This window comes from Providencia sp. PROV040 (assembly GCF_032706145.1).
Lineage (GTDB): Bacteria > Pseudomonadota > Gammaproteobacteria > Enterobacterales > Enterobacteriaceae > Providencia > Providencia hangzhouensis.
Genome location: NZ_CP120530.1, coordinates 4511749 through 4524394, shown reverse-complemented (window position 1 = coordinate 4524394; position 12646 = coordinate 4511749). Strand labels below are relative to the sequence as shown.

Genomic DNA, 12646 nt, shown 5'->3' with positions numbered 1-12646 from the left:
AACTGCAGGATGACGCCTGAAAACCTAAAAGAGAGTTGGCTGAATCGAGAAACTCAATTTTCTGCTTTTACAAATGGCCCGCTTTTAGATTTCTGGCAACACCGTGAAGAATCTCAATTCGTGGGGGTTGATGATATCCCCATTCACTATGTCCGTTTTATTCATCCAAAGCATCATAAAGCGATTGTCATTTCACCGGGGCGCAGTGAAAGTTATGTGAAGTACCCTGAAGTGGCTTATGATTTTTATCATTTAGGCTATGATGTGTTTATTATTGATCATCGTGGGCAAGGGCGATCAGGGCGCATGTTAGCGGATCCTCAAAAAGGCCATGTTGAAAAATTCACTGATTACATTGACGATTTTGAAAAGTTCATTGAGCTTGAGGTTAAATATCGGCATTATCCAAAATGTTATGCATTAGCTCACTCAATGGGGAGTGCTATCTTAGCCGGGTATTTGTTGCGAGATAACGTCACTTTTGATGCTGCAACCTTATGTGCGCCGATGATTGGTATTAATTTACCGATGCCTCGTTGGATGGCGAGCTTTATTGTTGATAGAGCCGAATCTCGCGAAAGTGTCCGCAATGATTATGCGGCTTCTACTGGGAAATGGCAGCCATTACCTTATTTAATCAATGTATTAACACACAGTCCAGAGCGTTATCGGCGCTACTTACGTTATTATGCCGATTATCCTGAATTGCGCTTAGGTGGGCCGACTTACCATTGGTTACGTGAAAGTTTTGTGATTGGCGATGAGCTAATTGCGAAAGCGGGAGAAATTGATGTACCACTGATGGTGTTGGAAGCCAGCGAAGAAAAAGTGGTCAGCAATAAAGAGCTACAAGCTTTTTGTCAAAGCCGACAAAAAGCGCAAATAGGACGAGAAGAAAAATTACCTCTCATCATTGAAGGGGCACACCATGAAATCCTATTTGAAGTGGATGCATTAAGGGCGATGGCGCTTAATGCTATCTGTGATTTTTTTGAGCAGTATTAGTTAGGGTTTGAATATGAAATATCCTGTAGTTGCTTCCGATTTGGATGGGACACTGTTATCTCCCAATCATGATTTAACGTCTTATACAAAAGACACCTTGAAACAGCTAGTGACTTCCCAAGATGTGCATTTTGTGTTTGCAACAGGCCGTCACCATGTGGATGTTGCTCAAATCCGTGATGGTTTAGGCATCGACGCGTATATGATCACATCTAACGGTGCACGGATCCATAATACCCGCGGTGACTTAATTTTTGAGCACAATGTTGATCCTCAAATAGCTCATGAACTGTGTTTGATGGAATTTGATAACCCTGAACTTATCACTAATTACTACCATGGTGATGATTGGTTTATCAACCGGGAAAGCCCTGAACAAAAAGAATTTTTTAAAGAATCGGTATTTAACTACCAGTTGTTTGACCGCCATAATTTTGTCACTTCTGAAGTCTGTAAAGTTTACTACACCAGTGAAGATCATGACCTGCTGGTGGATTTACAGCAGCGCATTCAAGCACGCTGGCAAGATAAAGTGAATGTCACGTTTTCATTGCGTAGCTGTTTAGAAGTTATGGCTGGTGCTGTTTCTAAAGGTGAGGCTCTGAAGCAAGTTGCGGCACTACATGGCTATACACCGAGTGATAGTATTGCTTTTGGCGATGGCATGAATGACAAAGAAATGCTGACTATGGCTGGAAAAGGCTGCATCATGCAAAATGCTCATCAATTGCTAAAAGATGCGTTACCACACATGGAAGTCATTGGTTCGAATAGTGATGATGCTGTTGCTCGTTATCTGAGAAATAAATACCTTAATAACGCATAATTTATTTTGTTATTTGAAATAGAGGAACCAGATAGGCAATATGTTTATCTGGTTTTTTATTATCTCAATTAGATGAAAAACGTAAGTTCCCATAGCGAAAATACAGCGAAACGTGCTTTTTGTGAAATTTAGGCCACTTTTCCTATTTTTTCTGACAAAAAGTAAATTTAAACTAGGGGGATGAGTGTTTCGGTCGATATTAATGGATAGTACTGTTTTCACAGGTTGCATATTGCACTGTTGAGGGTTCCTTAGGATGAAAAAAATTGCGTTAGCACTGTTGTTAGGCTCGATTTGTTATAGTTCTGTTTTAACCGCTAAACCTACCACTGCGCCGGCACCGGCGACAGCAGCACAAGAACCCTCGATTGAACAAATTACGCAGTTAGCACAAAAAGGTGATCCTAAAGCTCAATTTCAGCTAGGAGAGCGTTATTTTAAAGGTTTAGGTGTTTCTCAAGATTCTAAAGCAGCGGCTGAGTGGTTTATTAAGGCGGGGAACCAAGGGAATTCAGATGCACAGTTTCGCTTAGGTACGATGTTTGTAAATGGTTTTGGTGTGCGTCGTGATTATGACAAAGCGATGCTATGGTATGAACAAGCAGCGGCTCAAGGTGATACCCGAGCTGAAACCAACATGGCTATGATGTACGCACAAGGCTTAGGTGTCAGTCAAAACCTAGAAAAAGCGGCATTTTGGTTTAGAAAAGCAGCGCAAGGCGGAAATATACTTGCTCAATTCCAAATAGGCCAAATGTACTCGATTGGGAGTGGCGTTGATTTAGATGACGAGAAAGCAGTGTTTTGGTTTAGAAAAGCCGCGAAACAAAAAGATGCCAAGTCTCAAGACCGCTTAGGTGTCATGTATTCTGAAGGACGTGGTGTGAAGAAAAACTTGCAGCAAGCCTACGCATGGCTTGCAACTGCGGTGTACAGCGGCAACGCAGAAAGTCATCGTCTACAAAATAAGATTGCGGCTCAGTTAAGCCCTGAAGAATTACAGCAAGCACAAAAATTAGCGGAAGGTTATATTAAATCGTATGGTTTTAAAGCCAGCTAATGATTAAGCAGATGTGTGGGATACGATTTTGTATCCCACCAGTATGACAACAGATAATACAAGATAGCACCAAGAAAGCCGATAAAAACGATTGTTTCCCCAGCCTCGACGAATAGCTAGCTGTTGCTGTTGTGATGATAGCTTGCTACAAAGTACACGAAACCCAACGATATAAACCGCACAATATACTTGCCAAAGGTACAGTGTATTAAATGCAAAAGCTTTCCCAACAATTAATAAGATAATTAATGGAATTAAAAAGAATAAAATCGACCCAACACGTTCAAGTTGGGCGATCCTCAACATCACTAATTCGTCTTTTTCATTTAATTGTAATGGCATAATACGGCTTACAATTCCCCTGACTTACGACTAGGATTACGCCCTGAAAGATTGTTTGTCGCACTTTGCAGAGAATTATCACGGACATCCACCCTTGCTTGGAATGGTGGGAATGGCAAGGTAATTCCTTGTTCAGCAAAGGAAACTAAGATGTTTTGGTGAATTTCATGGCGCGCAGGTAACCGATGGCCCATTTCAGCGGCATAGACACGTAATTCAAAAATCTGAATACCTTGTTGTAAATCAACAAGATATACTTCAGGTGCTGGGTTATCTAAAATCATCGTAGAGCGTTTGGCTGCACGTAAAATGGTATCTGTTACTAATTCACTATTGGCATCAGAAGGTGCAGGAATAGTCATGACAATACGTGTGATCGTGTCAGACAGTGACCAGTTAATAAATTGTTCAGTAATAAATGCCTTATTTGGCACAATAATTTCTTTTCTATCCCAGTCTGTCAGCGTAGTAGCACGGGTGTTGATCTTGGTAATACTCCCCGTCAAGTTACGGATAGTTACTGTGTCTCCAATCCGGATCGGTTTCTCAAATAAGATCATTAACCCTGAGATAATATTGGCGAAAATTTCTTGTAAACCAAAACCAAGCCCGACCCCCATTGCCGCAACAAGCCATTGCAGTTTTGACCACTCAATTCCTAACATAGAGAAGCCAACAATGGTCCCTATAATAGTTATCGTATACTTTGTTAATGTGCTAATGGCGTAACCAGTACCTGGTGTTAAATCCAAATGTTGGAGTACGGCCAACTCAAGCAAAGCCGGTAAGTTACGAACCAATTGTGCGGTAACGATAATAGTCAAAATGGCAATGAAAATAGAGCCCATGGTGATAGGTTGTACGGTATCAACGCCATTAACCGTTGATGTCACATCCCATAAGCGAATATTTTCAAGAAAAGAGAATGCGGTATGTAGCTCGGACCACAGCCAAATCAATGAGACCAAGGCAATCATGGTTAAAATCGAACGAACTAACCCAACGGATTGGGTACTGATGGTATCTAAGTCGATAACCTGTTCTTCGATATCAATATTTCCTTCACTACTGGCGTTTGCTTGCTGGTTATCGTCCTCACCTTTAGCACGTTGAGCTAATATCTCAGCACGGCGTTGTTTCGCACGCTCGAAGGCTAATTTACGGCGCTGCATTGACATCCAACGGCGGATCGTATGATAAACGATAAGGATAACAAACCAAATGGCGACAGAGGTTTCTAAACGAGCAAGCAAGGCCTGTGAAGTTGAAAAATAACCTAAAATGGAGAAGAACCCAGCAACGATAGGTGCGAGTAATATCATCCACCATAATGCTTTATTAACAATATTCTCACCGGAGCCATGTCTATCTAAGTAGAGAGGGATTTGTGAGCGGCGTAAGTTGTTGGTAATTAAGCTAAGTGCGACACATAAAAAGATAAAGCATAAGCGGCCAATACTAGCTGCAAATTCCCTATCGCTATAATGTTCAAAGGTAATAATTGCCATCACGAGTGGAACGATGACAAAAATCGCCATTCGGTAATAACGCATCGCACGTTTAACAGAATCTTTGTCCCAACCGAAGTGAGAAATAAATAACCCAGTAGGGCGAGAAAAGGTTTCGCTGATCATAAACAGCCATAGTAAAGGTGTCGTCGCACTGACACCATAACCTATCGCCGCGGCCATGGGATATTGCCATGCACTTTGTAAGCCATAACCGATGGCTGACCACATCATAGGGAGAGGAAGAGCAACAATTATTGACCAAAAAATAGTTCGAATGGTTAAGTAAAACCGGTCTTGTGTCACCTTACCAATCCGTAAACTGGAGCGGTCAAGAAATGCTTGGTAGTGCTTGCGAGTGCTAATACTGAAAATGACTAATGCTATCGAACCTAAAAGATACAAAAATGTATCTTGTGTTGTCAGCATAACACGTAGAGCACCGGCCAGTTGGGACAAGGTATCCAGAGAAAGTAATTGAGTAATATCCGTTACTAACATGACAGGATAGCTGATGCTTATTGGCGGAACATCTGCGACCCAGAAAAGATAACGGTTTGAAGCATCTTTGACTTCTTTTAATGCATCGGTCAATTGCCCAGTGGCGACATTGAGCTTTGTTAGCTCTAACATTTCAGCATCGAGACCTGAAATTAAAGAGGTTAGTAGCTCACGGCGGGTTTTAATCAATGACTGATAAACTTGTACTTGAGCTGTATTGAGCTCATGCTCGCTTTCTTGCTCGGTTGTATCTATTTTACTTAGCCTATCGAGGCTATCTTCATAATTTAAGCGTTGAACGCGTAAATCTGCCATTTCCCGATCAAGCTGCTGGCTCTTTGGAATATCAGGCAAACGGGAGAGTTGTGTTCTGAGCGCTTCCCCTAATGTACTTGAGCTGCTGATCCACTGAGCTTGCTCGCGAATAGTTGTGAGCGCTTGTCGAGCATCGCGGATACTCGTTGAAATTTCAGCTTGGCTATTGGTGATTGCGCTCATGCGCTGTGCCTGAGCGGTTAATTCCTGAGACATTTTACGGTTAATATCAAGCTGCTCAGTTAAAAATGGGGTCAGTTCACCTTGCGCAGCCAACATCTCGGTATGTTCTAACGCTAAAATTGCTTTTTGTTGGCGTTGGGTATTTTGGAAATCACGCAGGTTTTGTAACTCAAGTTCCATACGTTGATAGCGTTTTTTGTATAACTCCAACGTAAGGCGTGAGATTTCTTGGCGGTTATTGGCAGAAAGCTGCGCCATTTCCAGTTCATTAACTGTTGATTTGCGAGCACTTACTTCGGCTTGAGCTAACGTGTACTGGGCATCGGCTAATGGCGTTGAGGGTGTACTCAGAGACTGAAAGCGCGAAGAGGCTTCAGTGAGTAAGCGTCTAGCTTCAGAAAGTTGTTGTGGCAGAATACTTAGTGATTCACTGATTTCGCGGCCTTTATCTTGCTCTTGCTGAGTTAAGCGGCTTTGATCGAGTAATTGGCTGCTAAGCTGAATAATACGTTGTTCAAGTTCACCTAAGCTGATACCCACAGGTATAGGTGCTGGTTCATCACTTTCATTGAGGATTTTTTGTCTTATTTCTTTGATAATTCTAGGGAAGTTATCAATGGCTTCTTGATAAGACTTGGCCTTTGCATCGGAATCACGTGTTTCACTCATCCAATTCAAAGCACCCTGTAATGCTTGTGCTATCTCTGCATCTTTGGGGTTGGTACTTGACTCAAGTTGTTTGAGCTCCTGCTTAATCTGTGCTTCATCCTGCGCTGCAGTCGGTGCTGCAACGGAAGAAAAAACGATTAACAGGCTAAGAAAAAAACTGATAATCACACGCACAGTGAGGAGCTCCTTCAAGGGATAATAATTTAATTAAGCGTCAGCAGGTTCTTCTGTTACTGTATTTGCAACAGTTTCAGCGAGTAATTCGCCCATACGAGTTGCATAACCGGGGATCAGTGATGAATTAAATATCACTTTGTTAGGTTCAAATAAATTAATCACCGTTGAGCCCAGTTTAAACAGCCCCATTTCCTCACCTTTCTTCAAGAAAACGGCACCTTCAGAGTTCAACTCAGGGTAAACCCAGCGCTTAATGACGCCTTCACGACTGGAATTGACGCAACCGCTCCAAACCGTCTCAATACTACCAACGATGGTTGCACCTACAAGGATTTGTACCATTAAGCCAACAGGGGTGTCAAAAACACAAATCAAGCGTTCATTTCGTGCAAACAGGTTGGGAACATTTTGTGCCGTTAATGGATTTACAGAGAATAAATCGCCTGGCACATAAATCATCTCTTTGAGTAAACCATCACATGGCATGTGTACACGGTGATAGTCACTTGGGGAGAGGTAAGTGGTAATAAAGTCACCACCACGAAAACGCTCTGCTAATTGGTATTGGCCAGCAAGTAACGCTTCAACTGTGTAATTATGGCCTTTAGCTTGGAAGATAAGGTCATCATTTATTGGGCCTAATTGACTAACTGCACCGTCAGCAGGTTGAGCAAGTTGGTGTTCTTTCTCCACAATTGGGCGAGCGCCTTCTTTTAGCAGACGGATAAAGAAATCATTAAAAGTGGCATAAGCAGTAAGCTCACTTTTTTGCGCTTCATTCATGTTCACTTTATAGACTTTTGCGAACAGTTTAATTGCCCATTGCGTCATGAAACCCGCATTGCGACTTGCGAACCAGCCTGCAAATTCAGTAAGACATTGTTTTGGAAGCATATATTGCAAGCGAATTTTAATTTTATCTAGCACGTTAACCTCTGATTTTTAAAGGTATGTTAGCAAAAGGGCGGCTATTGTACACAGTTTACTCGTCATATTTCAAACGGCCGCATCATTGGCTAACCATCATTAAATTATTTAGAGCGGGTTTAGCGTTAGTGAGTTATTTGTAAGCACTCACTAACATTATTTATCTTTCGCCGTAAAATTACCACGAGGTTTGATTTGTTCCATGCTTTCTAAAATGCGATGGTAGTTTTCAAAGCGTGATTCAGCAATTTTATTTGCTTCTACGGCTTCACGTAACAGGCAACCAGGGTCATCTAAATGTTTACAGTCACGGAATTTACAGCCGCCAAGGTAATCTTTAAATTCGACAAATCCTTTGGTCACTTGTTCCGTTGTTAGATGCCATAAACCAAACTCACGGACACCAGGGGAGTCAATCACATCACCGCCCAATGGGAAGTGATATAAACGAGCTGTTGTTGTTGTATGTTGTCCTAGCCCTGAGTTGTCTGAAACCTCATTAACTAAAATCGCTTCTTCGTTATGTGGGAGTAATGCATTTAATAAACTTGATTTGCCCACACCAGACTGACCAACAAATACAGATACTTTACCTGCTAGCGCGTTAGTAAGCGCTTCCATGCCTTCATTGGTATGGCTTGAAACTTCGAGAACTTGATAGCCAATATCACGATAAATTGTCATTAAATCGCTTACCCACTCACGGTTTTCGTCGTCGAGTAGGTCGACTTTATTGAGAACGATAACAGGCTTAATCCCGGTGGTTTCGCAGGCAACTAAATAGCGGTCAATAATATTCAGCGAAAGCTCAGGTAAAATAGCTGAAACCACAACAATTTGGTCAATGTTAGCGGCAATCGGTTTTAAGCCATCATAATAATCGGGACGAGTTAGAACAGAACGGCGCTCGTGAACCGCTTCGACGATGCCATTTACTTTGATATCACTTTGTGTGTTCAAGGCTGGTCGCCACACCACATTATCCCCTGTAACGAGGGACGAAATCGTTCTGCGCAAGTTACAGCGTTGGATAGTCCCGTCACTTGCCTGAATATCAGCATGCTGCCCAAAACGGCTAATGACTAAGCCTTCTTGCGCTTCACCTAATTGGCTATCATCAATTTCAACTGTTTTTTGCTTTTTAAGTCTTTTTTGATGATTTTCTTGAACTCGGCGCTGTTGGCCTTTCGAAAGTTTCTGTTTAGCCACCTGTCCTCTCTTTACTATGGGCTGTATTTTAGGGGGTTACTCACGCCTGTCACTGATGGCATGAAGAGTGCTATCATACCTTAACTTCATAGAATGCAGTTAGGGTATATCATGCAAAAGAATGAGAATAATTTAATTTGGATCGATTTAGAAATGACGGGGCTCGATCCTGTTCGTGATCGTATTATTGAAATAGCGACCATTGTAACAGATAGTCATCTTAATATTTTAGCAGAAGGCCCTGTAATTGCAGTACATCAAACGGATGAACAACTCGCTTTGATGGATGAGTGGAATGTAAACACCCACACTAATAGCGGCTTAGTTGAACGTGTACGTAAAAGTACCGTGAGTGAGCGTGAAGCTGAGTTAGCCACGATTGCGTTTTTAGAAAAATGGGTTCCTCAAGGGGCATCCCCAATCTGTGGTAATAGTGTTGGGCAAGATAGACGTTTTCTGTTCAACTACATGCCTGAATTAGAAAGCTATTTTCATTATCGCTATCTTGATGTCAGTACATTAAAAGAGCTTGCTCGCCGATGGAAACCTGAAATTCTAGCGGGTTTTACTAAGAAAAATACTCATCAGGCCCTCGATGATATTCGTGAATCTGTGGCTGAATTAGCTTATTATCGAGAAACATTTATTAAAGAATAAATGTTAAATTAACGAATAAGCCGCTTAACTAAAAGTGTCCAACTTTGTGGGTTCACTTCACTTGAGCGGCTTTCATAAGCTGTTCTCTCCCAATAAGTTAACAATGTTAACGTATTGAAATCAATTTATTACAACGGGTGTTGATAAAATCACCATTGTGATTGAATTGTCAGCAAACGAATAAAAAAATAAAAATTTTGAGTGTAAGGGCTTGCTAGTATCTGAATTTTTCGTATAATGCGCTCCCCGTACCGATGAAGTTTTTGTTATTAAGTCGGCACGTGAAACATACAAAAATGTGATGCGGGAATAGCTCAGTTGGTAGAGCACGACCTTGCCAAGGTCGGGGTCGCGAGTTCGAGTCTCGTTTCCCGCTCCAAATTTTTTGATGTTTTAGCTAAAGCACTATTTTCGTGATGCGGGAATAGCTCAGTTGGTAGAGCACGACCTTGCCAAGGTCGGGGTCGCGAGTTCGAGTCTCGTTTCCCGCTCCAAACTTTCTTAGTGTTTTAGTTAAATATTTTAGTATTTCTTAGTTCGATAGTAGTACCCACCAAATGCGGGAATAGCTCAGTTGGTAGAGCACGACCTTGCCAAGGTCGGGGTCGCGAGTTCGAGTCTCGTTTCCCGCTCCAATATTTTCTTAGTCTCTTAACTTTTCTTCTTAATTAATTCTTACACAATACCTATTTAACTTAAGTAGAATCACCTAGTGTGCATATGAATTGCGCTTGTTCACTGTTTTTATCCTTTTATACCTTGAACACTAGGATCTACATGGGTTTTGCGATCTTTTTTGGATCAGATCCAGATTTCCTCTTGCATTCATTTTCAGGTCGCCATAGAATAGCCACCCCTTAGCAATAGGGTGTTTTGCTTCCATCTCTAAGATGATGATTAGAAGTTTAAATAATAAACAAAAATATGCTTTTTTATTTACTTCGAGTCACTTTTCATTTTAGTCTTGTTTTTTGGTAACTTTTGTATTGCTAGTAAACGTAAAATCAGTATTTTTCTTTTCAATGTGCCATTAGAAAGTTATCCACAGCCCGCTCAATCAATCTGGGTTTTTATCGCGATTTGAAATAACTTATTACACAGAGTTATCCACAGGCTAATTAACAAATTTCTGTTGTGCTATTTAATTCTAGTATTTAAATAGCATTGTTGTAACTTATTGATTTATTTGTTAAGTGATTTATTTTGTCAAAATGAGGCTAGCACATCTTGCAAATTCTTTACCTATTGTCTGCTAAGCACTTTTTACTTTATTCACATCAATTTGACAATTCTTCATTTCAGGTATATAGCTGACTTTTTTCTATGCATCTCTCGGTAAACCTTTGTTAATCGCACGTACAAGGCGTTTTTGCTGTGAAGTTTGAATTGTGACTTGGTTTGCATTACGTCGGTTAAGCTGTTGTTGTATAGACCATTGGAAGTGCTCATCTAGCATTTCGTTAATTCCCAACCTATTTTGTAAAGCCAGTACAATACTGTCTTGATAAGGTGCGTTACCTAGCGCCACACTGATATTTCGCAACCACTTAATATAACCAATGCGGCGGATTGCAGAGCCTTCGGTCACCTTTAAAAAGGTTTTTTCATCCCATGAGAACAAGTCGAGCAACTCTGGTGTATGTAAGTCCTTTCTTGGACTGAAATCATCTTCATCAGTTAGCTGGGAAAAACGGTTCCACGGGCAAATAAGCTGGCAGTCATCACAACCGTAGATCCGATTTCCCATTAGAGGGCGAAATTCTTCAGGGATAGCACTATCTAGCTCAATGGTAAGATAAGAAATACAGCGCCTAGCATCTACGGTGTAAGGTTCGACAATTGCACCTGTTGGGCAAGTTGTCATACAAGCAACACAGCGGCCGCAATCTTCTTCGACAGGTTTATCAACAGAAACGGGTAAATTAATCAATAATTCACCGAGAAAAAACCAAGATCCTGCTTCACGATTTAAGACTAATGAATGTTTTCCTGTCCATCCTAAACCCGCTTTGACGGCGAGAGGGCGCTCTAAGATTGGCGCAGAGTCGACAAAAGGTCGAAAATTAAGATCGTCAATGGTGGTGCCATCGGCCAGTATCACTCCGTTAAATTCACGACAATAGTCTAAAATACGATCTGAAAGTTGTTTTAGACGTTTTTTTAATAGTTTGTGGTAGTCTCGCCCTAGGGCATAACGGCTGATATAACCTAATTCAGGGTTATTTAATGTACTAGCAAATGCGGCTTTGGCAGGCAAGTAATTCATACGCACGCTAATGACACGTAACGTGCCAGGGTGCAGTTCGTGTGGTCTGGCTCGCATCATCCCATGGCGATTCATCCATTCCATCTCACCATGAAATTGTTTATCTAGCCATGCTTGTAATTTGGGCTCTTCCGCTGAAAGGTCAGTATCGCAGATCCCGACTTGTTGGAAACCTGCTTCAACACCCCATTGTTTAATATTCTGAGCGAGAAGATCGAGATCGAGGTATCTTGGCATCAGATCCTATATTGAGAAAGATTAAAACGGCTGGCACTCTAACATGACCTGCGTTATTCATCAAAACGCATGAAAAAATGCCTTCAATATTGAGAACAATTATAGGATATTTCTGAACTCATCATTCAAGCAATGTTAATTAAGAAAAAAGCCCCATCTTAGGTTAAGATAAGCAGTAATATTGATGTTTGTTGATATCTCTTTATGCATTTTGATCAGCAAGATAAACTATGCATTTAAAGGATAAACAGGCGACACCGCCTATTAATGACATAATAAAAGAACAATATGAAAGAACGTACAATACAACTTGCCAATGAAGCGCAAACTGTCGCTTTAGGTAATGCTATCGCTAAGGCTTGCCATCAAGGCACAATTATTCACTTATATGGTGATCTCGGAGCAGGGAAAACCACCTTTAGCCGAGGTTTCTTACAAGCGCTGGGCCATCAAGGTCACGTAAAAAGCCCAACCTACACTTTGGTTGAACCTTATGAATTAGCAGATCGTCAAGTTTTTCACTTTGATCTCTATCGGTTAGCAGACCCTGAAGAACTTGAATTTATGGGGATTCGTGACTATTTTTCTGGAAATTCGATCTGTTTGGTCGAATGGCCGCAACAAGGTAAAGGTTTTTTACCTGAAGCGGATCTTGAGCTCCATCTGACCTATCAAGGCGAAGGGCGTCAGGCTCACTTTGTTGCTTTTTCTGCCAATGGGGAGTCGTTGTTAGAAGCATTACCCCTACTCTAAGGAAGCTATTG

General features: G+C 41.3%; 10 protein-coding genes and 3 tRNA genes. 8 read left to right on the top strand and 5 right to left on the bottom strand.

The window, feature by feature from the left end; all coding sequences use genetic code 11:
* Positions 1-9: 9 nt before the first annotated feature.
* The 3 genes from pldB (at position 10) to P3L40_RS21095 (ending at position 2891) form a co-directional block, all read left to right on the top strand.
* Positions 10-1005: a lysophospholipase L2 gene (gene pldB / locus P3L40_RS21105; RefSeq protein ID WP_004906034.1), complete on the top strand. Its 996-nt coding sequence runs from the start codon at positions 10-12 to the stop codon at positions 1003-1005.
* A 13-nt stretch (positions 1006-1018) separates the two neighbouring features.
* Positions 1019-1831: a sugar/pyridoxal phosphate phosphatase YigL gene (gene yigL / locus P3L40_RS21100; protein WP_004906033.1), complete on the top strand. Its 813-nt coding sequence runs from the start codon at positions 1019-1021 to the stop codon at positions 1829-1831.
* A gap of 256 nt (positions 1832-2087) precedes the next feature.
* Positions 2088-2891, top strand: coding sequence for a tetratricopeptide repeat protein (locus tag P3L40_RS21095; RefSeq protein WP_004906030.1), 804 nt, complete (start codon positions 2088-2090; stop codon positions 2889-2891).
* 3 nt (positions 2892-2894) lie between these two features.
* On the opposite strand, the gene P3L40_RS21090 is transcribed toward P3L40_RS21095, so the two are convergent.
* The 4 genes from P3L40_RS21090 to rsgA all read right to left on the bottom strand — a co-directional run bounded on the left by P3L40_RS21090 (position 2895) and on the right by rsgA (position 8722).
* Positions 2895-3233: a hypothetical protein gene (locus tag P3L40_RS21090; RefSeq protein ID WP_094962477.1), complete on the bottom strand. Its 339-nt coding sequence runs from the start codon at positions 3231-3233 to the stop codon at positions 2895-2897.
* 8 nt (positions 3234-3241) lie between these two features.
* Complete coding sequence (gene mscM / locus P3L40_RS21085; RefSeq protein WP_004906027.1) at positions 3242-6583, bottom strand: miniconductance mechanosensitive channel MscM; 3342 nt, start codon at positions 6581-6583, stop codon at positions 3242-3244.
* 33 nt (positions 6584-6616) lie between these two features.
* A complete protein-coding gene (gene asd, locus P3L40_RS21080; RefSeq protein WP_198633833.1) occupies positions 6617-7513 on the bottom strand; it encodes an archaetidylserine decarboxylase in 897 nt (298 codons plus the stop codon).
* A 156-nt stretch (positions 7514-7669) separates the two neighbouring features.
* Positions 7670-8722: a small ribosomal subunit biogenesis GTPase RsgA gene (gene rsgA / locus P3L40_RS21075; RefSeq protein ID WP_004906021.1), complete on the bottom strand. Its 1053-nt coding sequence runs from the start codon at positions 8720-8722 to the stop codon at positions 7670-7672.
* A gap of 111 nt (positions 8723-8833) precedes the next feature.
* Between rsgA and orn the strand changes: the two genes are divergently transcribed.
* The 4 genes from orn to P3L40_RS21055 all read left to right on the top strand — a co-directional run bounded on the left by orn (position 8834) and on the right by P3L40_RS21055 (position 10014).
* Positions 8834-9379 carry an oligoribonuclease gene (gene orn, locus P3L40_RS21070; protein ID WP_036958796.1) on the top strand — a complete coding sequence of 182 codons (546 nt, stop codon included), beginning with the start codon at positions 8834-8836 and terminating at the stop codon, positions 9377-9379.
* Positions 9380-9682: 303 nt separating this feature from the next.
* A tRNA-Gly gene (locus tag P3L40_RS21065) sits at positions 9683-9758 on the top strand.
* Between the two features lie 39 nt (positions 9759-9797).
* A tRNA-Gly gene (locus P3L40_RS21060) sits at positions 9798-9873 on the top strand.
* 65 nt (positions 9874-9938) lie between these two features.
* Positions 9939-10014 (top strand) — tRNA-Gly (locus P3L40_RS21055).
* Between the two features lie 686 nt (positions 10015-10700).
* On the opposite strand, the gene queG is transcribed toward P3L40_RS21055, so the two are convergent.
* Positions 10701-11882 (bottom strand): tRNA epoxyqueuosine(34) reductase QueG, encoded by a 1182-nt coding sequence (queG, locus tag P3L40_RS21050; RefSeq protein ID WP_136134035.1) that lies wholly within the window; start codon positions 11880-11882, stop codon positions 10701-10703.
* 288 nt (positions 11883-12170) lie between these two features.
* Between queG and tsaE the strand changes: the two genes are divergently transcribed.
* Positions 12171-12635: a tRNA (adenosine(37)-N6)-threonylcarbamoyltransferase complex ATPase subunit type 1 TsaE gene (gene tsaE / locus P3L40_RS21045; RefSeq protein ID WP_004906013.1), complete on the top strand. Its 465-nt coding sequence runs from the start codon at positions 12171-12173 to the stop codon at positions 12633-12635.
* The last annotated feature ends 11 nt before the right edge of the window (positions 12636-12646 follow it).

What these genes read in the sequence shown, in the direction of transcription:
- pldB (WP_004906034.1), top strand. Translation starts at nt 10, where the DNA reads ATGACGCCTGAAAACCTAAAAGAGAGTTGGCTGAATCGAGAAACTCAA.
- yigL (WP_004906033.1), top strand. Translation starts at nt 1,019, where the DNA reads ATGAAATATCCTGTAGTTGCTTCCGATTTGGATGGGACACTGTTATCT.
- P3L40_RS21095 (WP_004906030.1), top strand. Translation starts at nt 2,088, where the DNA reads ATGAAAAAAATTGCGTTAGCACTGTTGTTAGGCTCGATTTGTTATAGT.
- P3L40_RS21090 (WP_094962477.1), bottom strand. Translation starts at nt 3,233, where the DNA reads ATGCCATTACAATTAAATGAAAAAGACGAATTAGTGATGTTGAGGATC.
- orn (WP_036958796.1), top strand. Translation starts at nt 8,834, where the DNA reads ATGCAAAAGAATGAGAATAATTTAATTTGGATCGATTTAGAAATGACG.
- queG (WP_136134035.1), bottom strand. Translation starts at nt 11,882, where the DNA reads ATGCCAAGATACCTCGATCTCGATCTTCTCGCTCAGAATATTAAACAA.
- tsaE (WP_004906013.1), top strand. Translation starts at nt 12,171, where the DNA reads ATGAAAGAACGTACAATACAACTTGCCAATGAAGCGCAAACTGTCGCT.